The following is a 26710-nucleotide window of genomic DNA, read 5'->3' as shown; positions in this document are numbered from 1 at the left end:
GACAAGGACCTCATCATGCCCCTCTCACTCCTGATCCTGGCCCTGAGCGCCTTCGCCATCGGCACCACCGAGTTCGTCATCATGGGCCTGTTGCCCGACGTGGCGGCCGACCTGGGCGTGTCGATTCCTGGCGCCGGCTGGCTGGTGACCGGCTACGCCCTGGGCGTGGCCATCGGTGCGCCGTTCATGGCCCTGGCCACTGCGCGACTGCCGCGCAAGGCCGCCCTCGTGGTGTTGATGGGGATTTTCATCGTCGGCAACCTGCTCTGCGCCATTGCCAGCGACTACAACGTGCTGATGTTTGCCCGGGTCGTCACGGCCCTGTGCCACGGCGCGTTCTTCGGTATCGGTTCGGTGGTGGCTGCCGGTCTGGTGGCGCCCAACAAGCGCGCTTCAGCCGTGGCCTTGATGTTCACCGGCCTGACCCTGGCCAACGTACTCGGCGTACCGCTGGGCACCGCACTGGGCCAGGAAGCCGGCTGGCGTTCGACCTTTTGGGCAGTGACTGTCATTGGCGTAATTGCGCTGATCGGCCTGATCCGCTTCCTGCCGGCCAAGCGCGATGAAGAAACGCTCGATATGCGCTCGGAACTGATGGCGCTCAAGGGGGCCGGCCTGTGGCTGTCCCTGAGCATGACCGCGCTGTTCTCCGCCTCGGTGTTCACCCTGTTCACCTATGTCGCCCCGCTGTTGGGTGAAGTGACCGGCGTATCGCCCCGCGGCGTGACCTGGACCCTGGTGCTGATCGGCCTGGGCCTGACCCTGGGCAACATCATCGGCGGCAAGCTGGCGGACAAGAGCCTGGCGAACACGCTGATGGGCGTCTTCCTCACCATGGCCGTGGTGTCCACCGTATTGAGCTGGACCAGCGTGGCGCTGATCCCCAGCGAAATCACCCTGTTCCTCTGGGCCACCGCCTGCTTCGCCGCCGTGCCGGCCCTGCAAGTCAACGTGGTGACCTTCGGCAAAGATGCGCCCAACCTGGTCTCCACCCTGAACATCGGCGCCTTCAACATCGGCAACGCCCTGGGCGCCTGGGTCGGCGGCAGTGTCATCGACCATGGCCTGGGCCTGACCTCCGTGCCCCTGGCCGCCGGCGCACTGGCCGTGCTGGCGCTGCTGGTCACCCTCATCACTTTCCGTCAGGGCGGCAATGCCGATCTGGCCCCGGCAACTCACTGACTTTTAATCCTTCCACTTTCGAGGTTGTATTTCATGGCGACTATTTTCGACCCCATCAAACTCGGCGACGTCGAGTTGAAGAACCGCATCATCATGGCCCCGCTCACCCGCTGCCGCGCCGACGCAGGTCGCGTGCCCAACGCGCTGATGGCCGAGTACTACGTGCAACGCGCGTCCGCCGGCCTGATCCTCAGCGAAGCAACTTCGGTCACGCCGATGGGCGTGGGCTATCCGGACACCCCGGGCATCTGGTCCAACGACCAGGTGCGCGGCTGGTCCAACGTCACCAAGGCGATCCACGGCGCTGGCGGCAAGATCTTCCTGCAACTGTGGCACGTGGGCCGGATCTCCCACCCGTCGTACCTGAACGGCGAAACCCCGGTGGCGCCCAGCGCGATCCAGCCCAAGGGCCACGTGAGCCTGGTGCGTCCGCTGGCCGACTACCCGACCCCACGCGCACTGGAAACCGCTGAAATCGCCGACATCGTCGACGCCTACCGAGTCGGTGCCGAGAACGCCAAGGCTGCCGGTTTCGACGGCGTGGAAATCCATGGCGCCAACGGCTACCTGCTCGACCAGTTCCTGCAAAGCAGCACCAACCAGCGCACCGACAGCTACGGCGGCTCCCTGGAAAACCGTGCCCGCCTGCTGTTGGAAGTGACCGACGCGGCCATTGAAGTCTGGGGCGCCGGCCGGGTTGGCGTGCACCTGGCACCGCGCGCCGACTCCCATGACATGGGTGACGAGAACCGCCTGGAAACCTTCAGCTACGTGGCTCGCGAGCTGGGCAAGCGTGGCATCGCCTTCATCTGCTCCCGTGAGAAGGAAGGCGACGACAGCATCGGCCCGCAACTCAAGCAGGCTTTCGGCGGCCCGTACATCGCCAATGAACGCTTCACCAAGGACAGCGCCAATGCCTGGCTGGCCGAGGGCAAGGCCGATGCCGTGGCCTTCGGTGTGCCGTTCATTGCCAACCCGGACCTGCCAGCACGCTTGCAAGCCGATGCACCGTTGAACGAGGCGCATCCGGAAACCTTTTATGGTAAAGGTCCGGTGGGTTATATCGATTATCCCGTGATGTAAGTCGTAAAAAACAAAAGCCCTGCCTCGAAAGAGCCAGGGCTTTTTTATTTGCGCTAAATATCCAGTCAAACATCCAAACTTCTAAAAGCCGTTCAACCCTTCCTATTATCGCCAGCAACAAGACAAAACGTCTTGCTTGCAGTCACTCTCTTTGAAAAGGATTTCAAATGAACGCCTCCCCTGAAAACAGTCAACAGACCAACAATGGCATTTATGAACTCATCGCCTCTCAATTCAGTTGGGCACCGTTGGCCGTGTTGTACCAATACCTCAAGTCACTCGATACGCAAGAATACATGCCGATGCTCACGGCACTGATAGAGAAAGCGAACCTGAACGACAAGGTCAACGAGCAGGTTCAAGCCTGGGAACAGGAGCGCATCAACCCAAACCGCACCCGTCTCATCGTAAAGTTGATCAATCATACCGATTTGGATTTTGAAGTCGGCGAACACAACTTGCCGTTGAATGCGCACGAGCAACACCCCACACTGATTCTTCCCTGGGATATCCAAACCTGGAAGTTCGACTTCGCTTATACCCGACGCCTGGGCAGCCCCAGTAGGGAGATGTTCAAACACTTCATTGTATTCGGCGATAAAGAGTTTGGCTTTCGCTTTGACTTTGGTTTGCGCGTCAATACATCCTTCGGTGTTATTTCACCGACGCTGACACCCGTCCGGACCCACATATTGATTTCTATTGGAACAAGCCCGATCCAATGCACGACTCGAATCACTCGCACCGCCAGTGAAGAGCCCTATGGTTTTACTGTGGAACTCACGCTGAGCTAAACCATTCGGCCTCGCCCGTAATGCTGTTCACTTAAGGCTTGCCTGAATCCTTGTGGCGAGGGAGCTTGCTCCCGCTGGGCTGCGTAGCAGCCCTTTCTTGTGAGCGCTTCGCACTCAAGCGGGAGCAAGCTCCCTCGCCACAGGTTCATAGTTTTTCTTAAGAACAGTATTACAGCCTCGCCAGGGCCGTCTGGCGAGGCATCTGGCGGCCCGGTCGGATGACCTTGCCGAGCGGATTCTTCCTGCACATTCACCCGCGCGAAACAAATTTCCTACAAAATTCGCCGCCAATTGCCTACCAACCGCGCCAGTGTCGGTTTATAAAAGCATCCTTACGCGGACGTATTGACACAAACCGACGCAATTACGCGTTTTGTTTCATTTGCGCAGGCTGGGGCTCAAGTGCAGCATGTCCAGCCCGATCTCCACCCAGCGCTCGGCCTCAGCCGCCAGGGCGAAGCTGTCGGGGGCCAGTAGCCATTGGTACAAGATGCCGTCGATGTAGGCATGAATGGCAACTGCCGCCCTTTCGGGATCCAGATCATCCGGCAACTGGCCGCGTTTCATCGCATTGCGCAACGACAGGGCGATGCGCACATTGCAGTCGAGGCTGACCTCGCGTCGCTGCTGGCGCAAATCGCACATTTCATCGGTGAATTCACACTTATGGAACAGGATCTCATTAATGCGCCGGGTTTTCGGGTCCAGGGCCACTTGCTGGAACAACCGGACCAGCAGCTTGCGAATACAGCCCAGCGGGTCAAGCTCCTCCTCATTCTCACTGGCACGGGCCAACTCATCGAGCGGCTCGTGCAGGGTATCGAGCATGGCCTGGAGCAGGTCCGCCTTGTTGCTGAAATGCCAATAGATGGCGCCGCGCGTCACTCCGGCCAGTGTCGCGATGTCGGCCAGGGTCGTACGCGCCACGCCTCGCTCGAAAAACGCCTTTTCGGCGGCTTCGAGTATCTGGCTGCGAGTCTCCAGGGCTTCCTCTTTGGTACGACGGACCATGGCAGTAAACACCTCAATCAGGATGCGTCAGCAACGCGACAGCAACACGTCAGCAATGCGTAAGAATCAACGGAACAAAATATGAGGCGACGTCTCTTGGAACGCGTCCCCGATCTACGCTGGCCTTTGTCAGGCTTTTGTAAATCCGGATGTTACGCAATTTGGCTGTTTACAAACAACCATGTACGTAAGTATATTTCTTAGCATCCTACTAATTGAAATAGTGCGCCTTTTTACCTTTCCACCTTTCGAGTGCGCCAGTTGCGCGCCTGGACCCGAGGATTTCCATGCAATTCAAGCCAGCTGTTACTGCCCTGGTTACTGCCATCGCCCTGGCATCGCTGCTCAGCGGATGCAAAAAGGAAGAGGCTGCACCTGCTCCTCCGCCTCCTCAGGTCGGCGTCGTAACCCTCAAGACCCAGCCTTTCACCCTGACGTCGGAGCTTCCGGGGCGCACCAGCGCGTTCCGCGTCGCGGAAGTGCGGCCACAGGTCAACGGCATCATTCTCAAGCGCCTGTTCAAGGAAGGCGCCGACGTCAAGGCCGGCCAGCAGCTGTACCAGATCGACCCAGCCGTCTATGAAGCGACTCTCAAGAGCGCCGAGGCCAACCTGCGTTCCACCAAGTCGATTGCCGATCGCTACAAGCAACTGGTGGACGAACAGGCGGTGAGCCGTCAGGAATACGACACCGCCGTGGCCAACCGCCTGGAGTCGGAAGCCAATCTGCAAACTGCCCAGATCAATGTGCGCTACACCAAAGTCTACGCGCCGATCTCCGGCCGCATCGGTCGTTCCTCGGTGACCGAGGGCGCGTTGGTGAGCAATGGTCAGGCCGATGCCCTGGCAACCATCCAGCAACTGGACCCGATCTACGTCGACGTGACACAGAGTTCGGTCGAGTTGCTGCAACTGCGCCGTGAGCTGGAAAGCGGCCGTCTGCAAAAGGCTGGCGATAACGCCGCCATGGTCAAGCTGACCCTGGAAGATGGCAGCCTGTACCCGCACGAGGGCAAGCTGGAATTTTCCGAAGTGTCGGTTGACCAGACCACCGGTTCGGTGACCTTGCGCGCCGTGTTCCCCAACCCTGACCACACCCTGCTGCCGGGCATGTTCGTCCATGCACAACTGCAGGCCGGCGTGAACAGCGCGGCGATCCTCGCCCCGCAGCAAGGCGTGACCCGTGACCTCAAGGGTACGCCGACCGCCTTGGTCGTTGGCGCTGACAACAAGGTCGAACTGCGTCAGCTCAAGGCCAGCCGCACCGTTGGCAGCCAATGGCTGATCGAAGACGGGCTCAAGGCCGGCGATCGCCTGATCACCGAAGGGTTGCAGTTCGTACGCCCGGGCGTGGAAGTCAAAGCCACCGAGGCCACCAACGTCGATACCAAGAACCCGGCCCCCGCACAGGCAGCTGAAAAAGCCGCCGGCGGCAAAGGGGAGTAAACCATGTCGAAATTCTTTATCGACCGTCCGATTTTCGCCTGGGTGATCGCCCTGGTGATCATGCTGGTCGGGGCTCTATCGATTCTCAAGTTGCCGATCAACCAGTACCCGAGCATTGCGCCGCCGGCCATTGCGATCCAGGTGACCTACCCGGGCGCGTCCGCGCAAACCGTGCAGGACACCGTGGTGCAGGTGATCGAGCAGCAGCTCAACGGCATCGACAACCTGCGTTATGTATCGTCGGAAAGTAACTCCGACGGCAGCATGACCATCACTGCCACCTTCGAGCAAGGCACCAACTCCGATACCGCGCAGGTCCAGGTCCAGAACAAGCTGAACCTGGCCACCCCGCTGCTGCCGCAAGAAGTGCAGCAACAGGGCATCCGCGTGACCAAGTCAGTGAGAAACTTCCTGATGGTGATCGGCGTGGTGTCGCGCGACGGCAGCATGACCCGGGAAGACCTGTCCAACTACATCGTGTCCAACATGCAGGACCCGATCTCGCGCACCAAGGGCGTTGGTGACTTCCAGGTCTTCGGTGCCCAATACGCGATGCGGATCTGGCTCGACCCGGCCAAGTTGAACAACTTCAACCTGACCCCGGTGGATGTGAGCACGGCCATTTCCGCGCAGAACGTCCAGGTCTCGTCCGGCCAACTCGGCGGCCTGCCGGCCATGCCCGGTCAACAATTGAACGCCACCATCATCGGCAAGACCCGCCTGCAGACCGCCGAGCAGTTCAAGGCCATTTTGCTCAAGGTCAATCCGGACGGCTCGCAAGTGCGCGTCGGCGATGTGGCGGATGTTGGCCTGGGCGGTGAGAGCTACGCCATTAATGCCCAGTTCAACGGCGCCCCGGCCTCCGGCCTGGCGGTGCGACTGGCGACCGGTGCCAACGCCCTCGATACGGCCAAGGCCCTGCGCCAGACCGTGGAAAACCTCAAGCCATTCTTCCCGCAAGGCCTGGAAGTGGTGTTCCCCTACGACACCACGCCGGTAGTGAGCGAGTCGATCAAGGGTGTGGTTGAAACCCTGGTCGAAGCGGTCGCGCTGGTGTTCCTGGTGATGTTCCTGTTCCTGCAGAATTTCCGCGCCACCATCATCACCACGATGACCGTGCCGGTGGTACTGCTGGGGACCTTCGGGATCCTCGCGGCGTTCGGTTTCAGCATCAACACCTTGACCATGTTCGGCATGGTGCTGGCCATCGGTTTGCTGGTGGACGACGCCATCGTCGTGGTGGAAAACGTCGAACGGGTGATGAGCGAAGAAGGCCTGTCGCCCAAGGAAGCCACCAAGAAATCCATGGGGCAGATCCAGGGCGCACTGGTGGGTATCGCCCTGGTGCTCTCGGCAGTACTGCTGCCGATGGCGTTCTTCGGCGGCTCCACCGGTGTGATCTACAAGCAGTTTTCCATCACCATCGTCTCGGCCATGGCCCTGTCGGTACTGGTGGCGCTTATTTTCACTCCTGCCCTGTGCGCCACCATGCTTAAAGCCATTCCAAAAGGCGAGCACGGCGTACCAAAACGCGGATTCTTCGGTTGGTTCAACCGCAACTTCGATCGCAGCGTGATGAGCTACGAACGTGGCGTTGGCAATATTCTGCGCAACAAGGCGCCGTATCTGCTGGTATACGTGATCATCTTCGCCGGCATGATCTGGCTGTTCATGCGCATCCCATCCTCGTTCCTCCCGGAAGAAGACCAGGGCGTGCTGTTTGCCCAAGTGCAGACACCGGCCGGGTCCAGCGCCGAGCGTACCCAGGTGGTGGTGGACAAGATGCGGGAGTTCCTGCTGCGTCCGAGCAAGGACGGCGGTGAAGGTGATGGCGTGGCCTCGGTGTTCACCGTGACCGGCTTCAACTTCGCCGGTCGAGGCCAGAGTTCCGGCCTGGCATTCATCATGCTCAAACCGTGGGAAGAGCGTAACGCTGACAACTCCGTGTTCAAGATCGCTGGCCGCGCCCAGCAACACTTCTTCACCTTCCGCGACGCAATGGTGTTCGCCTTCGCACCGCCGGCGGTGATGGAACTGGGTAACGCCACCGGTTTCGACGTATTCCTGCAGGACCGTGCCGGTATCGGTCATGACAAGTTGATGGAAGCCCGTAACCAGTTCCTGGGCATGGCATCCCAGAGCAAGGTGCTGGCCCAGGTGCGTCCGAACGGCCTGAACGACGAACCGCAATACCAGTTGGAGATCGATGACGAGAAGGCCAGCGCGCTGGGCATCACCTTGTCGGACATCAACAACACCCTGTCGATTGCCCTGGGCAGTAGCTATGTGAACGACTTCATCGACCGTGGTCGGGTGAAGAAGGTGTACGTGCAAGGCCAGCCAGGCGCGCGCATGAGCCCCGAAGACCTGAAGAAGTGGTACGTACGCAACAGCGCCGGGACCATGGTGCCGTTCACCGCATTCGCCAAGGGTGAGTGGGTCTACGGATCGCCGAAGCTGGCTCGTTACAACGGCGTGGAAGCCATGGAAATCCTCGGGACTCCGGCACCAGGTTACTCCACCGGTGAAGCCATGGCCGAAGTCGAAGCACTGGCCAAGAAGCTGCCAGCCGGTGTTGGTATTTCCTGGACAGGCCTGTCTTACGAAGAACGATTGGCAGGCTCTCAGGCACCAGCGTTGTTCGCGCTGTCCATTCTGATGGTGTTCCTGTGTCTGGCGGCGCTGTATGAAAGCTGGTCGATTCCGATTGCGGTCGTGCTCGTGGTGCCACTCGGGATTGTCGGTGCGTTGATGGCGACCAGCCTGCGTGGTCTTTCCAACGACGTGTACTTCCTGGTAGGTCTGTTGACCACCATCGGTCTGGCAGCGAAAAACGCCATTCTGATCGTCGAGTTCGCCAAAGACCTGCATGAACAGGGCAGGAGTTTGCAGGAGGCCGCCATTGAGGCCTGCCGCATGCGTTTGCGCCCGATCATCATGACGTCCCTGGCCTTCGTTCTCGGGGTGGTGCCACTGGCCATTTCCACGGGTGCCGGCTCGGGAAGCCAACACGCCATCGGTACCGTGGTGATTGGCGGTATGATCACCGCTACCATCCTGGCGATCTTCTGGGTGCCATTGTTCTTCGTGACCGTGTCGTCGATAGGCCGTCGAAAAAACACCGACGAGCACGACACTCCTGAAACTTCCAAAGAGGCTGGCCAATGAGCAAGTCGCTACTCTCCCTGACCATCGCCGCCGTCGTGCTCAGCGGTTGCTCGCTGATCCCCGACTATCAGCGGCCCGAAGCACCGGTCGCGGCGCAATACCCGCAAGGGCCGGCCTACGAGGCGGCCAATGCGCCCGGCCAGGCCGCCGCCGAGCAAGGCTGGAAACAGTTTTTCCATGACCCGGCGTTGCAACAGCTGATCCAGGTCGCCCTGGAAAACAACCGCGACCTGCGTGTCGCGGCGCTGAACATCGATGCCTATGCCGCGCAGTACCGCATCCAGCGCGCGGACCTGTTCCCGGCGGTCTCGGCCACCGGCTCCGGCAGCCGCCAGCGGGTACCGGCACGGGCTTCGCAAACCGGTGAAGCGGCGATCAGCAGTTCGTATTCGGCGACCTTGGGCATCAGCGCCTATGAACTGGACCTGTTCGGTCGGGTTCGCAGCCTGAGCGAGCAAGCGCTGCAAAGCTACTTCGCCACCGAAGAAGCCCGTCGCAGCACCCAGATCAGCCTGGTGGCCAACGTCGCCAATGCCTACCTGACCTGGCAAGCCGACAAGGAACTGCTCAAGCTGACCCAGGAAACCCTCGGTGCCTACGAACAAAGCTTCAAGCTGACCTCGCGCAGCGCCGAAGTCGGCGTGGCCTCGGCCCTGGACCTGAGCCAGGCCCGCACCGCCGTGGAAAACGCCCGTGTGCAACTGGCCCGCTACACCCGCCAGGTCGCACAGGACGAAAACAGCCTGACCCTGCTGCTGGGCACCGGCCTGCCGGCCAACCTGAACTCGCAACCGCTGAGCGATGACCTGCTCAGCGAAGTGCCGGCCGGGCTGCCGTCGGACCTGCTGCAGCGTCGTCCGGATATCCTCCAGGCCGAACGCAACCTGCTGGCTGCCAACGCCAACATCGGCGCCGCACGGGCCGCGTTCTTCCCGAGCATCAGCCTGACGGCCAACGCTGGCACCCTGAGCCCGGACCTGTCCGGCCTGTTCAAGGGTGGTTCGGGCACCTGGACCTTCGCGCCGCAAATCAACCTGCCGATCTTCAACGCCGGTAGCCTGCGTGCGAGCCTGGACTACGCCAAGATCCAGAAAGACATCAACGTCGCGCAGTACGAGAAGTCGATTCAGACGGCGTTCCAGGAAGTCTCCGACGGCCTGGCCGCGCGCCAGACCTACAACGAACAGTTGCAGGCCCAGACTGACTTTGTCGCCGCCAACCAGGACTACTACCGCCTGGCTGAGCGTCGCTACCGCATCGGCGTCGACAGCAACCTGACCTTCCTCGACGCCCAACGCCAGTTGTTCAGCGCGCAACAATCGCTGATCACTGACCGTCTTGCGCAACTGACCAGTGAGGTCAATTTGTACAAGGCTCTGGGCGGTGGTTGGAATGCCGAGACGGGCAAGAGCGAACCGGTGAAAGAAGAAGCGCCGAAGATGAAATTGTTCTGATTTGATGCCTGAAGACTGAAACACGAAGCCCACCGAAAGGTGGGCTTTTTGTTTGTGTGCGCTTTAACGCTGGCCTATGTGGGAGCAAGGCTTGCCCGCGATGGAGGCGATGCGGGCTTTCAGGAGCCGAGGCGCCTGTTTCGCGAGCAAGCTTTGCTCCCACAGCCCAGCGGGGCGATGCGACGCTTCGCTAAATCCCCTCGCCACACTTGGTTAACGCGGGTCGACGAGATCCAGCGCTCGATTGGCCAACAACTCACTCAAGTCAATCATCTGCGCCACGCCTAATGCGACATGCCGCCGAGAGCCTTTCAGATCGAACGCCAGGTCATTGACCATGGCACTGGCCGAGGCCAGGGTTTCGCTGAGATTTGCCAGTAGGCACTCGGTGTCGAGGGTATCGATGACGGTGAAAACTTGAGTTGAGGTTTTGGGTTTGGGATCAGGGTGGGTGCCCAGATGGTAATCGAGTGCTCGGTCTGCGGCCTCTTGGAGCTTTTCTGGATCGGGGTCGTTGTAGGGGAAGGTGCTCTCTGATGGCGAAGAAGGATGATGTTTTTTCATAACGGCGCTCCTGCATCAATTGGAGCCCGAGACATTGGGTCCGGGCGCTGGCGCCTAACGAATTCGGCGGGCTTGCAGTCCCGATCGCTGAATGGGCAGCGACCCGAACAAGCTAGAGATACCGCTTCCGAGCAGCAACCTTAAAACCTCGTCGGAAAAGTCGTCGCGTCTGTCAGACCGGCCACAAATCTTGTGGGAGCGAGCTTGCTCGCGATGGCGGCCTGTCAGTCGGCCAGGATGTTTTTGACTGAGTACATATCCATTTTCTCGGTAACGGCGACTTAGGGTTCCGCCCTGACGGAGGCTCACTTTTGAAGAGCGCAAAAGTGAGCCGCTGTAAGAGCGGAACCATAAGTAGCCGTTACCGCAGCAATGGATATGTACTCGACAGCTGACAGGCCGCCATCGCGAGCAAGCTCGCTCCCACAGTGGAATGCGTCCATTCAATCAGTTGTTTTGCCGTTCGATAATCGCCCAAAACCCGCAAACGCCAATTGAACCAATCCCGGGCGGCCCTTCACCATCGCTCGCACAAAACCAATAACAACAGGTTCGACGCCATGCCCCTACACCCCGCCTCACCCGGCTGATCCCCAATCGCCCTGACGACCCTGGCTCCACCCTTAGCGCCTGCACCTCAAACGTGCGGCAGCAACTCGCTTCGTCCACAAAAAATAGAGACAACGCCCATGAAGCCCACACAGCACTTTATCCCCAGCCTCATTGCCGTCGCCCTGACCAGTACCGCCCTGCCCGTCCTGGCCGCGGAATCGGGGTTTGTCGAAGATGCCAAGGTCAACCTCAACCTGCGCAACTTCTACTTCAACCGCAACTTCACCAACTCGAACGCCACCCAAGGTAAAGCCGAGGAATGGACCCAGAGTTTCATCCTCGACGCCAAGTCCGGTTTCACTCAGGGTGTGGTCGGTTTCGGCGTGGACGTGCTGGGCCTGTACTCGGTCAAGCTCGACGGCGGTCGTGGTACGGCCGGTACGCAACTGCTGCCGGTGCACGATGACGGTCGTCCAGCCGATGACTTCGGTCGCCTGGGCGTCGCCCTCAAGGCCAAGGTGTCGAAGACCGAACTGAAAGTCGGTGAGTGGATGCCGGTGCTGCCGATCCTGCGCTCCGACGACGGCCGTTCCCTGCCGCAGACCTTCCGCGGCGGCCAGGTCACTTCCACTGAAATCAACGGCCTGAGCCTCTACGGCGGCCAGTTCCGTGGCAACAGCCCGCGCAACGACGCGAGCATGGAAGACATGTCCATGAACGGCCGCGGCGCGTTCACCTCCGACCGTTTCAACTTTGGCGGCGGTGAATACGCCTTCAACGAAAAACGCACCCAGGTCGGCGTGTGGTACGCGGAACTGTCCGACATCTACCAGCAGCAATATTTCAACCTGACCCACAGCCAGCCCATCGGCGACTGGACCCTGGGCGCCAACCTCGGTTACTTCACCGGCAAGGAAAACGGCAGTGCGTTGGCCGGCGACCTGGACAACAAGACCGCGTTCGCCATGCTCTCGGCCAAATACGGCGGCAACACCTTCTATGTCGGCCTGCAGAAAGTCGGTGGTGACGATGCCTGGATGCGCGTCAACGGCACCAGCGGCGGCACCCTGGCGAACGACAGTTACAACTCCAGTTATGACAATGCCAAGGAAAAGTCCTGGCAACTGCGCCACGACTTCAACTTCGCCGCCGTCGGCGTGCCGGGCCTGACCCTGATGAACCGCTATATCAGCGGTGACAACGTGCACACCGCCACGGTCGACGACGGTAAGGAATGGGGCCGTGAAAGTGAGCTGGCCTATACCGTGCAGAGCGGCGCGCTGAAGAGCCTCAATGTGAAGTGGCGCAACTCGACGATGCGTCGGGATTACAGCACCAATGAGTTCGATGAGAACCGGTTGATCATCAGCTATCCGATCAGCTTGCTGTAAAAGCCAAACCTGGATGGAGGCTGTACCACCGTCATCGCGAGCAGGCTCGCTCCCACAGGGAATCGGTGCCGAGCACAAAACCTGTGCTCACTGAAGATCCCGTGTGGGAGCAAAACTTGCTCGCGATCGCGGTGGGTCAGTGGCATTTCTGGTGAGTGTGGCATTGCATCGCGAGCAAGCTTTGCTCCCACAGCATTGACTCCCACAGGGATTGGCGGTGGTTCTCAAGCCCGCGATTCGACGCCCAATTCATCCCACACCGACTCGGCCAGGTGGAAGGTGGCGTTGGCCGCCGGGATGCCGCAGTAGATGGCGCTCTGCATGATCACTTCCTTGATCTCGCTGCGGCTCACACCGTTGTTGGCGGCGGCGCGCAGGTGCAGCTTGAGTTCTTCGTTGCGGTTCATGCCGATCAGCATGGCAATGGTGATCAGGCTGCGGGTGTGGCGCGGCAGGCCCGGGCGGGTCCAGATGTCGCCCCAGGCGTGGCGGGTGATCATCTCCTGGAACTCGCTGTTGAACTCGGTCAGGGCATTGAGGCTGCGATCGACGTGGGCATCGCCCAGCACCGCGCGGCGTACTTGCATGCCTTCGTCGTAACGTTGTTTCTCGTCCACAAAAAACTCCTCAGGCACGGCCAGAATCAAGCAGGAAATCCAGCACCCGCGCGCTGAACGCGGCGCCGGCCTGGACGTTGGACAGGTGCGCGGCGTAGAACTCGGCGTACTCGGCCCCACGGACCCGCTCCTGGATAAAGTGCCCACCCGACGGCGGCGTCACGGCATCTTCGGTGCCAGCGATCACCAGCAACGGTACGCGAATCGACGACAACTGCTCGCGAAAATCGGCATCACGCACCGCCGCACAGTTGGCGGCATAGCCCTGAGGCGAAGTGGCGGCGAGCATGTCGGTGATTTTTTTTGCCATCGCAGGCTGGGCTTCGGCAAAGTCAGGGGTAAACCAACGGGCAATCGAGGCATCGCGCAACGCTACCATCGCCGCCTTGCCGTCGCGCAGCACGGTTTCGATGCGCGGGTTCCACACCGACGGATCGCCGATCTTGGCCGCGGTGTTGCACACCACCAGTTTGTGCAGGCGCTCGCCAGCGTTGATCCCCAGCCACTGGCCGATCAAACCGCCCATGGACAAGCCACAGAAATACACCTTGTCGAGGTTCAACTGATCAAGCATCGCCAGCACATCGCGGCCCAGTTGTTCGATGCTGTACGGTCCTTCGGTGACCAGCGACTGGCCATGGCCGCGCGTGTCAAAGCGCAACACGCGAAAGTGTTCGCTGAAGGCCGCGACCTGCTCGTCCCACATGTGCAGATCGGTGCCCAGGGAATTGGAGAGCACCAACACAGGGGCGTCTTGCGGCCCATCAAAACGATAGTTCAGATCGCCCTCGGCGAGTTTGACGAATCCCACAACAATCTCCTTTCAGGCATTCAAGGCAAGGTGTTCGGCCACGGCCCGGGCGACCCAGGTCTGGGCTTGTCCGAGGTAGTGCGCCGGGTCGAGCAGATAATCAAGCTCGGTCGCGGATAGCTGCGCAGTGACCTGAGGTTCATCCCCCAGCACATCACGCAAATGCCGTTGCTCGGCCACGGCGCGCTTGCAACATTGCTCCAGCAGATGGTGCGCCGTGTCGCGCCCGACACGCTGGGCCAGGACGATGCTCACTGCTTCGGCCAGCACCAACCCCTGGGTCAGTTCCAGGTTGCGGGCCATGCGCGCCGCGTCCACTTCCAGCCCTTCGGCCAGCAGCCGCGCCTGTTGCAAGGCACCGGACACCAGGCAGCAGATCTCCGGCAGGGTTTCCCATTCGGCGTGCCACAGGCCCAGGCTGCGCTCGTGTTCCTGGGGCATGGCGCTGAACAGCGTCGACAACAAACCGGGCACCCGCGTCGCCGCGCCGATCAGCACTGCCGCACCCACCGGGTTGCGCTTGTGCGGCATGGTGGACGAACCGCCCTTGCCCGGCGCCGACGGCTCGAACGCTTCGCCGGCCTCGGTCTGCATCAACAGGCTGATGTCGCGGCCCAGCTTGCCCAGGCTACCGGCAATCAAACCCAGCACCGCGCCGAACTCCACCAGGCGATCGCGCTGGGTATGCCACGGTTGTTCCGGCAGGTTCAGTTGCAACTCGGCGGCCAGGGCTTCGGCGATGGGCAAGGCCTGTTCACCCAAGGCGGCGAGCGTCCCGGAGGCGCCGCCGAATTGCAGTACCAGCAAGCGCGGCTTGAGTTCTTTCAAACGTTGGCGACTGCGGGTGATCGCCCCCAGCCAACCGGCGATTTTCATGCCCAGGGTCACCGGCGTCGCGTGTTGCAGCCAAGTGCGCCCGGCCAGCGGCGTAGCGGCGTAGCGTTCGGCTTGTCGGGCCAGGGTGCCGGCCAGTTGCGCCAGCTCTGCCTCGATCAAGCCCAACGCCTGGCGCAGTTGCAGCACCAGCCCGCTGTCCATCACATCCTGGCTGGTCGCGCCCAGGTGCACATAGCGCTCGGCCTCGGCGTTCTCGGTGGCGATGCGCTTGCCTAATGCCTTGACCAACGGGATCGCCGAATTGCCGGCACTGGCAATCGCTTCGCTCAATGCCGAAAAATCGTACAACTGGGCACGGCAGGCGTTCTCGATCGGCGCCACCGCATCCCGGGGGATCAATCCTACCCGCGCCTCGGCCCGGGCCAGCGCGGCCTCGACATCCAGCATGGCCTGGACCCGCCCCGCATCGCAGAACACCTCGCGCATGTCGCGGGCCGTGAAATAGGCATCGAACAGCTGATTGCCCGGTCGTTCGCTCATAAACAGTCCTTGGGTGCGTCGGCCTCACGGCCGGCGCGGTAGGGTCAAAGGTCGTGGTGCAAATACGCCGGCTGCTTGGGCAGGCGCAGGCTGAACAGGAACGCCACCACCATCATCACCGTGACATACCAGTAAAAAGTGTTCTCCATGCCCTGGGCCTTCAGGCTCAAGGCAACGTACTCCGCCGAACCGCCAAAAATCGCATTGGCCACCGCGTAAGCCAACCCTACTCCCAGCGCCCGCACTTCAGGTGGAAACATTTCCGCTTTCACCAGGCCACTGATGGAGGTGTAGAAACTGACAATCGCCAGCGCCAACGTAATCAGGACAAACGCCAGGAACGGGCTGCTGATGCTTTTGAGGGTCAGCAGGATCGGCACCGTGCACAACGCTCCCAGGGCTCCGAACCAGAGCATGGAATTACGCCGGCCGATCTTGTCCGCCAACATGCCGAACAACGGCTGCATGCACATATACAGGAACAGCGCGCCGGTCATGATGTAGCTGGCGGTCTTGGCGTGCAGGCCAGCGGTGTTCACCAGGTATTTCTGCATGTAGGTGGTGAAGGTGTAGAAAATCAGCGAGCCGCCGGCGGTGTAGCCCAGCACGGTGATGAACGCGGCCTTGTGATTGCGAAACAACGCCATGATGCTGCCGGCGTCCTTGTTCTCGCGCATTTCCTTGCTGCTGGTTTCCTTCAGGGAGCGCCGCAGGAACAGGGAAATCAATGCAGCCACGGCGCCCACCACGAATGGAATCCGCCAGCCATAGGCACGCAGTTCGTCTTCACTGAGGAACTGTTGCAGGATCACCACCAGCGACACCGCCAGCAATTGCCCGCCGATCAGCGTCACGTACTGGAACGAGGCGAAAAAGCCGCGTTGGCCCTTGAGGGCGACTTCGCTCATGTAGGTGGCAGTGGTGCCATATTCGCCACCCACCGACAGGCCCTGCAGCAAACGCGCAAACAACAGCAACAGCGGCGCCCAGACGCCGATGTCCTTGTAGGTGGGCAGGCAGGCGATGAGCAACGAGCCGAAGCACATCATCAGCACCGAGATCATCATTGAATTCTTGCGCCCATGACGGTCCGCCACCCGGCCGAAAATCCAGCCGCCGATGGGTCGCATCAGGAACCCGGCGGCGAACACACCGGCCGTGTTGACCAGTTGCACCGTAGGGTTGTCCGAGGGGAAGAACGCTGGCGCGAAATAAATCGCGCAGAACGCGTAGACGTAGAAGTCGAACCATTCGACCAGGTTGCCGGATGAAGCACCGACGATGGCGAAGATGCGCTTGCTGCGTTCTTCACCGGTGTAGTGGCTGATTGGGGTGGTCATGGGTTATTCACTCGTTGGGGACTTAACAAAGTCTAGACACACTTAGTAACAGCCCCGTTCCACAAACAGACTTTCAAGCAGCAGCGCCTGTACCGTCGCCATCGCGAGCAAGCTCGCTCCCACAGGGCGTGTGTCATCTCTGTGGCGAGGGAGCTTGCTCCCGCTGGCTTGCGCCCGTAGGAGCTGTCGAGCGAAGCGAGGCTGCGATCTTTTCCCAATCACTTGAGTTTCAAGTGAAAGATCAAAAGATCGCAGGCTTCGCCAGCGCCTACAGAGCCGAGCGGGAGCAAGCTCCCTCGCCACAAGAAGCCGCGGCTCAGTAATCGAAGAACACCGTCTCGGCATCTGTGCCCTGCAGGATCACGTTCCACTGATACACGCCCGATGCATCAGGCTTGCTCACGATCGTGGCGCGACGCTCCTCGGGTACGCAGGCCAGCAGCGGGTCGGTTTCGTTGGCCTGTTCGCCGTCGAAATAGATACGCGTCAGCAAATGCTTGACCAGCCCGCGAGCGAACACCAGCACCACCAGGTGCGGTGCCTGGGTCGTACCGTTCAACCCTGGCACAGTGCCCGGCTTGATGGTGGTGAACCGGAAACGCCCTTCGGCATCCACCGGCACCCGGCCGAAACCTTCGAAGTGCGGGTCCAGGGGTTTGTCCTGGTCGTCTTCCGGGTGGGCGTATTTACCGGCGGCGTTGGCCTGCCAGACTTCCAGCATCGCGTCGTTGACGAACTGGCCATTGCCGTCGACCACCTGGCCGGTGATCGCCACGCGCTGGCCGAGGGTTTGTGTGTCGGTCAGGTCTTCGCGGTTTAGCCAGGTCAGGCCGATGTGGTAGTACGGGCCAACGGTGTGGGACGTGGTGGCGGTGAGCGTCATCTTATTTCTCCATCGGCGTGGCATCGCGGCCGCGCAAGACGATGTCCCAGCGGTAACCGAGGGCATAGTTAGGGACGGTTTTTTCCAGGTCGAAACTGGCGATCAGACGTTCCTTGGCACGGGTGTCCGGCACGCAGTTGTAGATCGGGTCGTATTCGAGCAACGGATCGCCCGGAAAATACATCTGCGTCACCAGGCGCGTCAGGATGCTCGGCCCGAACAGTGAGAAATGGATGTGCGCCGGGCGCCAGGCGTTGTGGTGGTTGCCCCACGGATAGGCGCCAGGCTTGATGGTCTGGAACTGATACCAGCCGTCGGCGTCGGTGACGGTACGACCGGTGCCGGTGAAATTCGGGTCCAGCGGCGCGTCATGGTTGTCGCGGTCGTGGTTGTAGCGACCGGCGGCGTTGGCCTGCCAGATCTCCACCAGAATGCCCGGCACCGGCTGGCCATGCTCATCCAGCACGCGCCCGTGAATGATGATCCGCTCCCCCAGCGGCTCGCCGGCATGCTGGGCGGTCAGGTCGTGGTCCTTCTCTTGCACGCGGTCGGCACCGACAGTCGGGCCGGTAATTTCCGACAGCGAATGAGGCAGGAACACCAACGGCTTGGACGGCGAGCGCAGGTTGGTGGACTGGTACGGCGGATGCAGATACTCCGGCTGGGTGCCCGCTTGGGGGCGACGATAACCAGGCTTGTCAGTCATGCAGCGTTCCTCGATTTCTTATTAGTAGGACGACGCGTCAGACGCGTTCGATCGCCAGCGCCAGCCCTTGGCCGACGCCGACACACATGGTCGCCAGGCCTTTCTTGCCGCCGGTCTTTTCCAAGTGATGGAGCGCCGTCATCACCAAGCGCGCCCCGCTCATGCCCAGTGGATGGCCGAGGGCGATGGCGCCGCCGTTCGGGTTGACCTGGGGCGCATCGTCCGCCAGGCCGAGATCGCGCAACACCGCCAGGCCCTGGCTGGCAAACGCTTCATTGAGTTCGATCACATCGAAATCCGCGACCGCCAGGCCCAAGCGCTCAATGAGCTTGCGCACCGCCGGCACCGGACCGACGCCCATCACTCGGGGCGCCACGCCGGCACTGGCCATGCCCAGCACTTTGCCGCGCGGCGTCAGGCCGTGTTTCTTCACCGCCTCGGCCGACGCCAGGATCAGTGCAGCCGCGCCATCGTTGACACCCGAGGCGTTGCCGGCAGTGACGGTCTTGTCGGGGCCGTTGACCGGTTTGAGTTTGCTCAAGGTGTCCAGCGTGGTGTCGGCGCGAGGATGCTCATCCTGCTCGACCACGGTTTCACCCTTTTTATGGGTGATGCGCACTGGAACGATTTCTTCGGCGAAAAAGCCTGCCGCCTGGGCCGCTGCCGTGCGCTGTTGGCTGCGCAAGGCGAAAGCGTCCTGGTCGGCGCGGGACACGGCGTAGTCATCAGCCACGTTATCAGCGGTTTGCGGCATCGCGTCCACGCCATATTGGGCTTTCATCAATGGGTTGATGAAACGCCAGCCGATGGTGGTGTCTTCCAGCTTCATGTTGCGGGAAAACGCCGCGTCGGCCTTGCCCATTACGAACGGCGCACGGGACATCGACTCCACGCCGCCAGCGATGGCCAGTTCCATTTCACCACTGGCGATGGCGCGGAAGGCGGTGCCGATGGCGTCCATGCCCGAGGCGCAAAGACGGTTGAGGGTCACGCCAGGAATGCTTTCCGGCAGGCCCGCCAGCAGCAGCGCCATGCGCGCCACGTTGCGGTTGTCTTCGCCGGCCTGGTTGGCGCAGCCGAGAAACACTTCGTCCACCGCGCTCCAGTCCACCGATGGGTTGCGCTCCATCAGCGCCTTGATCGGCACGGCCGCCAAGTCATCGGCACGCACGGCGGACAAACCGCCGCCAAACCGACCGATGGGGGTTCGAATCGCATCACAGATATAAACGTCGCGCATCAGGCTTCTCCCGGTGCCTGGCCGTGGGCCGCCGCGGTACGAGCTTCCAGGTCGCGCAGTGCGCGCAGCTCCACTTCGGTCGGCTCGGCGGTGGTTTGCACCTGGTCGGCGAAACGGATCGCCCACCCGGTGGCCGCAATGACTTGCTCGCGGGTCACGCCGGGGTGCAGCGCAGTGACCACGAACTCATGAGTGCCGGCTTCCGGTTCCATGATGCACAAGTCGGTGATGATACCGACGGGACCGGCGCCTGGCAGGCCCAGGCGTTTGCGCGAATCGCCGCCTTCACCGTGGCCGACCGAAGTGATGAAATCCAGCTTGTCGACAAACGAGCGAGCCGACTGCTTGAGGATGATCAACACGCTCTTGGCCGAACCGGCGATTTCCGGCGCGCCACCGGCACCCGGCAGGCGGACTTTCGGCTGATGGTAGTTGCCCACCACTGTGGTGTTGATGTTGCCGAAACGGTCGACCTGGGCTGCGCCGAGGAAACCGACGTCGATACGCCCGCCCTGCAGCCAGTAGCGAAAAATCTCACCGGTCGGCACGACAGTATCGGCGGTTTCCGCCAGTTCACCGTCACCGATGGACAACGGCAGTACGCTGGGCTTGGCACCGATCGGGCCGGATTCGTAGATCAGCACGACGTCCGGCGACGACGTCAGCCGCGCCAGGTTGGCCGCTTTCGACGGCAGGCCGATGCCAACGAAGCACACGGCATTGTTCTTCAAGCGACGCGCCGCGGCGACGGTCATCATTTCGTTGGTGGAGTAAGTCATGGTTTCACCTGCGAAGCGGCTGCCAGTCTGGCCTGGAATTCACTGAAGTCTTTAGTGCCATGGATGTATTCGTTGATCCATGCGGTAAAGGTCTCACGGTCCCGGGCGATCGGATCCCACGCCTGGTAGAAACGGTTGTCACGCTCGGTGTAGCCGTGGGCGTAGGACGGATGAGCGCCACCCGGCACGAGGCACACGGCGCTCAATGCCCAGGTCGGCAGTACGCAAGCGTTCATCGGTGCGTTCAAGTCGTCGACGATTTCTTCCACGGTGACGATGCAACGTTTGGCGGCCAGGGCGGCTTCTTTCTGCACACCGAGGATGCCCCACAGCAGCACGTTGCCCTTGCGGTCGGCTTTCTGGGCGTGGATCACCGTGATGTCCGGGCGCACCGATGGTACAGCGGCCAATACTTCACCGGTGAAGGGACAGGTCACGCTCTTGATCAGCGGGTTGACCTTCGGCAGGTCGGAACCGGCGTAGGCTCGCAGCACCGCGAACGGCAGGCCGGAAGCGCCGGCGACGTAGGCGTTGGCCAGGTCGGCGTGGCTGTGTTCCTCGATCTCCAGCGGGTGCGGCCACTGTTTCTCCACGGCATCGCGCAAGCGGTGCAACGACCCTACGCCAGGGTTGCCACCCCAGGAGAAAATCAACTTGCGAGCACAACCGGCGCCGATCAACTGGTCATAGATCAGGTCAGGTGTCATGCGCACCAAGGTCAGATCTTTCTTTCCCTGACGAATGATTTCATGACCCGCCGCCGTAGGAATCAGGTGAGTGAAGCCTTCGAGCGCGACGGTATCGCCGTCGTTGACGAATTGCTTCACCGCGTCGTGCAGCGAAAGGATTTCAGCCATGGGGCAGGCTCCCGTTTTCCAGTAGACCGACATGAAGAAAAAGGCGCGAGGTTAAGCGCCGCAGTGACTGAAGATTAAGCCTGGGGGAAAAGCCAAACAATCCGATAATCGACTGAGTGTTCGTTTATCGAACAGATTGTTGTTGAGCTATCGATTCATCCAAGGACACAGAGCCCCCTGTGGGAGCGAGCTTGCTCGCGATAGCAATGTGTCAGCGATGGATGCATGTCTGATCCACCGCTATCGCGAGCAAGTTCGCTCCCACAAGTGCCCTGCATGCCCTCAGATTTGTTTCCACTGGAGTTAGATCGTGGGCTCAGGTCGCATCCGCATGACTGACCATGCCCTTGATCACCACCGCCGTGGTCGCCAGGGCCGCCGGGATCACCAAGGCGGTCAGGACCTGTTCGAAGTTCCAGCCCAGACCCAACAGGGTCGCGCCCATCCAGGCGCCGAGGATCGCACCGAAACGACCGATGCCCAGCATCCACGAGACACCGGTGGCCCTACCCTGGGTCGGGTAGAAACGCGCGGCCAGGGAAGGCATCGCCGATTGCGCGCCGTTGACGCACATGCCGGCCACCAGCACCAGGGTGGCGAGCAAGGTGATGTTGCCCAGGCTCTGCCCCACCGCGTAGGCAAACACCCCGGCCATCAGATAGAAAAGGCCGATGACCTTGTGCGGATTGAACCGGTCCATCGCCCAACCCACCCCGACGGCGCTCAACACGCCGCCGAATTGGAACAGCGCACCGATAAACGCGGCCTGCTCCATGCTCGCGCCACTGTCGCGCATCAGGGTCGGCAGCCAACTGGTCAACAGGTAGACGATCACCAGGCCCATGAAATAGGTCAGCCACAGCAGCAAGGTGCCAGCGCTGTAGGTGCCGGAAAAAATCACCGCCAGCACATTGCGGGCTTTCACGGTTTTCTGTTCCGGCACACTGAAGCTCGCCGCTTGGGCCACCGTGTTCGGTTCGATCGGTGCCAGGGTCTTGCGCACCTTGTCGGTGCCGCGATTGCGCACCACGAGGTAACGCGCCGACTCCGGCAGCCAGAACAGCAACACGACGGTCAGGATCAACGGCAGGATCCCACCAATCAGCAGCAGGCTGTGCCAACCGAACGCCGGTATCAGCTTGGCGGAGATGAACCCACCGCCGGCCATGCCCAGGTTGAAACCGCAGAACATGCTGGTCACCAACAGGGATTTCTTGCGTTCCGGGGTGTATTCCGAGAGCAAGGTGGTGGCGTTCGGCATCCCGGCGCCCAATCCCAGGCCGGTCAGGAAACGCAATACCAACAGTTGATCGACATTGGTGCTGTAGGCCGACGCCAGGCTGAACGCGCCGAACAGCAGGACCGCGCCCACCAGTACGACTTTTCGCCCGAAGCGGTCAGCCAGTGGCCCTGAGCCCAGCGCGCCGAACACCATGCCGATCAGCGCGGCGCTCATCACCGGGCCAAGGCTGGCGCGATCGATGCCCCAATCCTGGGACAGCGCCGGGGCGATGAAGCCCATGGCCGCTGTATCAAGGCCGTCGAGGAAAACAATCAGGAAACAGAGAATCACCACCCGCCACTGGTACCGCGAAATGGGTTGGGCATTGATGAAGGATTGCACATCGAGGCAGTTGCCTACGGAGGTCTGGGGCTGGTTCATTTTATTTTTATTCCACGCGATAAACGCAGGCGAACGATCAGGGACCGGCGAAACACGCCGGATGACGCTGCGCGACATTAATGAGGGCAGGCAAATACCGTCAATTCATCGCCGCCGACTGTGTGCGTTTATCGAACAGCTTAAGTGAACAGTTGCGCGCTCAAGTCGCGGCTGGCGCCCAGCAGGCCTGGCAGGAAACGCTGTTCCAGCTCATTGCGGCTGACCCGCCCGGCATGGGTGCTGACGTTGAGCGCGGCCACCACTTGACCGGAAGCGTCGTACACCGGCACGGCAATCGAACGCAGGCCCTGTTCCAGTTCCTGGTCGACGATGCACCAGCCTTGCTGCCGCACCTGTTGCAGGCATTCAAGCAATGCCTCGGGGGTGTGCAAGGTGCGGCTGGTCTTGGCTTGCAGGTCGGCATGGTCCAGGTAGTCGCGCAGCGAAGCATCATCCAGGGCCGCCAGGAGAATCCTGCCCATCGAAGTGCAATAGGCTGGAAGACGCCCGCCGACCGACAGGTCGACCGAAATCAGGCGCTGGGTGGTGGCTGACCGGGCGATATAGAGGATGTCGTCGCCTTCGAGCGTCGCCATGTTGCAGGCTTCGTGCAGTTGCTCGCTCATGCGGTCCAGGTACGGCTGGGCAGAAACGGCCAAAGGCGTCGAGGACAGATAGGCGTGCCCCAGGGTCAGCACTTTGGGCAGCAGTGAGTAGGTCCGTCCATCCGTGGTGGCGTAGCCAAGCTTGATCAAGGTATGCAGGCAACGTCTGACGGCGGCGCGAGGGATTTCCGTACGATGGCTGATCTGGGCGATGGTCAGGTGCCGCTTGCGCTCCTGGAAGGCCTGGACCACGGCCAACCCGCGGGCCAGGGACGTCATGAAATCAGGATCGCCGGTCAGGGCCTGGATCCGCTTGGCCGGCGAGGCGACGATCGGTGGCGCGACTGAAGTGAAAGCATTGCGCAATTGGTCGTTCATGTCTGATCCTTCCCCGGGAATGACGGCTATTACAAGCGGCTGTCCGACGGACAGACAAGGCTCGGACCGTCAACAGTGTTCGATTATCGAACCAGCAACCGATAATCGCAATCCTGCCCGGCATCATGAGTTCGCCAGCCGTCGAACGCGCCATAACAAGTTGAGCGAGAGTGACAAGCGATTTGACGTGAAGACGTCGGCGATATTGAACTTGTCGCCTTGAACGGCATCAGGATATCGGCACTAGCAAGCATCTTCTGAAACCTGATTGACACAAGTTTGCACATACAAACATCGTTTCACACAACAACAGGCCCCCTTTAAATATTTCCCGATAGTGTTATTCAGCTGGACCGCTATAATGCAACTCAGCGACGGTACGGCCAATCGACCGCTCCCGTACGCAGGCACCTTGGTTAATACCCTGGTGCCCGAAGCACCTTTAGGGTCGCTTCCCCTGTATTGGCAACAACACGAAGCCCTGATGCTACGTCAGCTGTCAGCTCTGGTGCCGTGGCCGTCTGCATGCCTACATGCAGTGCGTATCACCAGATTCAATTTCAATTAATTAGGTACAACTGTGACGAAAGACGAACTGCGCGCGGAACTTGAGCGCCAGGAACAACGTTACAAGGAAGTTTACGGCGGGGAAGTCACCACCTACGCCGCACAACCTGAACCGGAACGCAAACCCTGGCGTAAGCGCGCCACCGTTCAGGACCAGGCCTTCACCCAGGAACTCCAGAAAATGGAAAAAGAACTCAAAGCCGAAGAGCAGTGACGCTCTGGGCCTGATGTTCTTGTGAAGAGGTCTCCGGCCGCCACCCAGGCCGGAAACCGCAGCGCACGCCCGCCATGAGCGGGCCGCCATCCGCTCCCGTCCGACGGCCGGGAAGGCTCATGGCCGACCTTCTTTTCAGATATTTCATACAACCGCTCGAAGTGCTCTACAGCGGGCGGCGATCAGGTTCCGGGAGGCTTTGCGCCCCTGAATCAAAGGGTTACGCGCCCCACGGAAAACCTCGCGCCAGAGGTATTCCTACAAATTATTTCGTTGAAGAATGTTGCCGATGAGCAGGCAATGCATCGATTGCCATGGTTTTCTGGCATAATCGCGCCCCCTTATGACCGGGTCAGAAAACCTTCATGATCGATTTATTCAGCGGACTGGATGCTTGGGTGCTTGTGAGCCTCTTGCTCGCCCTGGCTTTTGTCCTCGCCTTCGAGTTCATCAACGGCTTTCATGACACCGCTAACGCGGTTGCCACTGTTATCTACACCAAAGCCATGCCGCCCCATCTGGCGGTGTTCTTTTCCGGTGTGTTCAATTTCCTCGGCGTGCTGCTGGGCGGTGTGGGGGTGGCGTACGCCATCGTTCACTTGCTGCCCGTAGAGCTGCTGATCAATGTGAACACCGGACACGGGCTCGCCATGGTGTTTTCGCTGCTCGCAGCGGCCATTACCTGGAACCTGGGCACCTGGTACTTCGGTATCCCGGCGTCCAGCTCCCACACGTTGATCGGCTCGATCCTCGGCGTGGGCCTGGCCAACGCGTTGATCAACGATATCCCGTTGGCCGATGGGGTGAACTGGCAGAAGGCGATCGATATCGGTGCCTCCCTGGTGTTCTCGCCGATGGCCGGCTTCCTGATCGCTGCCCTGGTGCTGATCGGCCTGAAATGGTGGCGTCCGCTGTCGAAGATGCACAAGACACCGGAACAGCGCCGCAAGATCGATGACAAGAAGCACCCACCGTTCTGGAATCGCCTGGTGCTGGTGATTTCGGCCATGGCCGTCAGCTTTGTGCACGGCTCCAACGATGGCCAGAAAGGCATCGGCCTGATCATGCTGGTGCTGATCGGTATCGTGCCTTCGCAGTTCGTACTCGACCTGAGCAGCACCACGTATCAGATCGAGCGGACCCGCGACGCGACCCTGCACCTGAGTCAGTTCTACCAGCGCAACAACGAATCCCTGGGTGAATTCCTGGCACTGGGCAAGAGCGTGGAAGGCGATCTGCCGGAAAAATTCCGTTGCAACCCACAGCAGACCGAACCCACCATCGATGCCCTGCTCAGCACCCTCAAGGGCGTGGCGGACTACCATTCGCTGCCGTCGGAAAGCCGTATCGAAGTGCGTCGCTACCTGCTCTGCCTGGACGACACGGCGAAGAAGGTCGGCAAGTTGCCAGGCCTGGCAGCTCGTGAGAAAGACGACCTGAACAAACTGCGCAAGGACCTGACCGGCACCACCGAGTACGCCCCGTTCTGGGTGATCCTGGCGGTCGCACTGGCACTGGGCCTGGGCACCATGGTTGGCTGGAAGCGTGTGGTACTGACCATCGGCGAGAAGATCGGCAAGCAAGGCATGACCTACGCCCAGGGCATGTCGGCGCAGATCACCACCGCGTGCATGATTGGCATGGCGAACATCTTCAGCCTGCCGGTTTCCACCACCCACGTACTGTCCTCGGGCGTAGCCGGTACCATGGTCGCGAACAAGAGCGGCCTGCAAGGTGGCACCGTGCGCAATATCCTGCTGGCCTGGGTGCTGACCCTGCCAGCAACGGTGGCGCTGTCGGCCGGGCTGTTCTGGCTGGCGTCCAAGGCCTTGGGCAGCTGATTCCAGCGGCTCAAAAAAGAAGGTGCGATCCTTGCGGTTCGCACCTTTTTTTATGCCCTGACGTCAGACATCTGTGGGAGCGAGCTTGCTCGCGATAGCGGTGGGTCAGTCAACACATGTATCTACAGACATACCGCTATCGCGAGCAAGCTCGCTCCCACAATGGCTTTGTGTAAAACAGAAAACTT

General features: G+C 60.9%; 22 protein-coding genes. 9 read left to right on the top strand and 13 right to left on the bottom strand.

From position 1 onward, the window contains the following. The first annotated feature begins 15 nt into the window (after window positions 1-15). From LOY50_RS06760 to LOY50_RS06750, 3 genes are all read left to right on the top strand, one after another. Window positions 16-1182, top strand: a complete 1167-nt coding sequence (locus LOY50_RS06760) for an MFS transporter (RefSeq protein ID WP_214512133.1) — start codon at window positions 16-18, stop codon at window positions 1180-1182. Between the two features lie 33 nt (window positions 1183-1215). After that, a complete protein-coding gene (locus LOY50_RS06755) occupies window positions 1216-2265 on the top strand; it encodes an alkene reductase (RefSeq protein WP_253472139.1) in 1050 nt (349 codons plus the stop codon). A gap of 167 nt (window positions 2266-2432) precedes the next feature. Continuing rightward, a complete protein-coding gene (locus LOY50_RS06750) occupies window positions 2433-3059 on the top strand; it encodes a hypothetical protein (protein ID WP_258690516.1) in 627 nt (208 codons plus the stop codon). 378 nt (window positions 3060-3437) lie between these two features. Here the strand turns inward: LOY50_RS06750 and LOY50_RS06745 are convergent, their stop codons facing one another. Continuing rightward, window positions 3438-4070, bottom strand: coding sequence for a TetR family transcriptional regulator (locus LOY50_RS06745; protein WP_214512136.1), 633 nt, complete (start codon window positions 4068-4070; stop codon window positions 3438-3440). A 287-nt stretch (window positions 4071-4357) separates the two neighbouring features. Between LOY50_RS06745 and LOY50_RS06740 the strand changes: the two genes are divergently transcribed. Genes LOY50_RS06740 through adeC form a run of 3 tightly spaced genes read left to right on the top strand, consistent with a single transcriptional unit; the run spans window position 4358 to window position 10137 of the window. Next, window positions 4358-5515 (top strand): efflux RND transporter periplasmic adaptor subunit, encoded by a 1158-nt coding sequence (locus LOY50_RS06740; protein ID WP_214512137.1) that lies wholly within the window; start codon window positions 4358-4360, stop codon window positions 5513-5515. A gap of 3 nt (window positions 5516-5518) precedes the next feature. Further along, window positions 5519-8683: an efflux RND transporter permease subunit EmhB gene (gene emhB / locus LOY50_RS06735; protein ID WP_214512138.1), complete on the top strand. Its 3165-nt coding sequence runs from the start codon at window positions 5519-5521 to the stop codon at window positions 8681-8683. Beyond that, window positions 8680-10137, top strand: coding sequence for an AdeC/AdeK/OprM family multidrug efflux complex outer membrane factor (gene adeC / locus LOY50_RS06730; protein ID WP_258690515.1), 1458 nt, complete (start codon window positions 8680-8682; stop codon window positions 10135-10137). The genes emhB and adeC overlap by 4 nt, the downstream gene beginning before the upstream one ends. A gap of 213 nt (window positions 10138-10350) precedes the next feature. Here adeC and LOY50_RS06725 read toward each other — a convergent pair whose 3' ends face one another. Continuing rightward, entirely contained in the window at window positions 10351-10701 is a 351-nt protein-coding gene (locus LOY50_RS06725; protein ID WP_027911689.1) for a DUF6124 family protein, read from the bottom strand. 689 nt (window positions 10702-11390) lie between these two features. On the opposite strand from LOY50_RS06725, the gene LOY50_RS06720 reads away from it, so the two are divergent. Beyond that, a complete protein-coding gene (locus LOY50_RS06720; RefSeq protein ID WP_258690514.1) occupies window positions 11391-12644 on the top strand; it encodes an OprD family porin in 1254 nt (417 codons plus the stop codon). A 224-nt stretch (window positions 12645-12868) separates the two neighbouring features. On the opposite strand, the gene pcaC is transcribed toward LOY50_RS06720, so the two are convergent. The 11 genes from pcaC to pcaR form a co-directional block, all read right to left on the bottom strand. After that, the gene (gene pcaC, locus LOY50_RS06715; RefSeq protein ID WP_014336968.1) at window positions 12869-13261 is read right to left on the bottom strand and encodes a 4-carboxymuconolactone decarboxylase; all 393 of its coding nucleotides are present in this window, start codon (window positions 13259-13261) and stop codon (window positions 12869-12871) included. A gap of 10 nt (window positions 13262-13271) precedes the next feature. After that, window positions 13272-14072, bottom strand: coding sequence for a 3-oxoadipate enol-lactonase (pcaD, locus tag LOY50_RS06710; RefSeq protein WP_253472131.1), 801 nt, complete (start codon window positions 14070-14072; stop codon window positions 13272-13274). A gap of 12 nt (window positions 14073-14084) precedes the next feature. Then, the gene (locus LOY50_RS06705; RefSeq protein WP_258690513.1) at window positions 14085-15449 is read right to left on the bottom strand and encodes a 3-carboxy-cis,cis-muconate cycloisomerase; all 1365 of its coding nucleotides are present in this window, start codon (window positions 15447-15449) and stop codon (window positions 14085-14087) included. 44 nt (window positions 15450-15493) lie between these two features. After that, complete coding sequence (locus LOY50_RS06700) at window positions 15494-16789, bottom strand: MFS family transporter (protein ID WP_258690512.1); 1296 nt, start codon at window positions 16787-16789, stop codon at window positions 15494-15496. Window positions 16790-17105: 316 nt separating this feature from the next. After that, complete coding sequence (gene pcaG, locus LOY50_RS06695) at window positions 17106-17672, bottom strand: protocatechuate 3,4-dioxygenase subunit alpha (protein WP_024619589.1); 567 nt, start codon at window positions 17670-17672, stop codon at window positions 17106-17108. A gap of 1 nt (window position 17673) precedes the next feature. After that, the gene (gene pcaH, locus LOY50_RS06690; RefSeq protein ID WP_024619588.1) at window positions 17674-18378 is read right to left on the bottom strand and encodes a protocatechuate 3,4-dioxygenase subunit beta; all 705 of its coding nucleotides are present in this window, start codon (window positions 18376-18378) and stop codon (window positions 17674-17676) included. A 37-nt stretch (window positions 18379-18415) separates the two neighbouring features. Further along, window positions 18416-19621 (bottom strand): 3-oxoadipyl-CoA thiolase, encoded by a 1206-nt coding sequence (pcaF, locus tag LOY50_RS06685; protein WP_258691209.1) that lies wholly within the window; start codon window positions 19619-19621, stop codon window positions 18416-18418. Further along, a complete protein-coding gene (locus LOY50_RS06680) occupies window positions 19618-20397 on the bottom strand; it encodes a CoA-transferase subunit beta (RefSeq protein WP_258690511.1) in 780 nt (259 codons plus the stop codon). Before LOY50_RS06680 ends, pcaF begins: the two co-directional genes overlap by 4 nt. After that, complete coding sequence (locus LOY50_RS06675) at window positions 20394-21254, bottom strand: CoA transferase subunit A (RefSeq protein WP_003198638.1); 861 nt, start codon at window positions 21252-21254, stop codon at window positions 20394-20396. The genes LOY50_RS06680 and LOY50_RS06675 overlap by 4 nt, the downstream gene beginning before the upstream one ends. Window positions 21255-21570: 316 nt before the next feature. Further along, window positions 21571-22917, bottom strand: a complete 1347-nt coding sequence (locus tag LOY50_RS06670; RefSeq protein ID WP_253472125.1) for an MFS transporter — start codon at window positions 22915-22917, stop codon at window positions 21571-21573. A gap of 140 nt (window positions 22918-23057) precedes the next feature. Next, on the bottom strand, window positions 23058-23900 hold the full coding sequence (gene pcaR / locus LOY50_RS06665) for a pca regulon transcriptional regulator PcaR (protein WP_003184507.1): 843 nt from the start codon (window positions 23898-23900) through the stop codon (window positions 23058-23060). 580 nt (window positions 23901-24480) lie between these two features. Here pcaR and LOY50_RS06660 point away from each other — a divergent pair. Next, entirely contained in the window at window positions 24481-24681 is a 201-nt protein-coding gene (locus LOY50_RS06660; RefSeq protein ID WP_003184509.1) for a hypothetical protein, read from the top strand. Window positions 24682-25046: 365 nt separating this feature from the next. Continuing rightward, window positions 25047-26522, top strand: coding sequence for an inorganic phosphate transporter (locus LOY50_RS06655; RefSeq protein WP_253472123.1), 1476 nt, complete (start codon window positions 25047-25049; stop codon window positions 26520-26522). Window positions 26523-26710: the final 188 nt, after the last annotated feature.

This window comes from Pseudomonas sp. B21-010 (genome assembly GCF_024749325.1).
Classification (GTDB): Bacteria; Pseudomonadota; Gammaproteobacteria; order Pseudomonadales; family Pseudomonadaceae; genus Aquipseudomonas; species Aquipseudomonas kilonensis.
The sequence above is the reverse complement of the archived record's forward strand: the minus strand, read 5'-3'. Positions and strand labels throughout refer to the sequence as shown.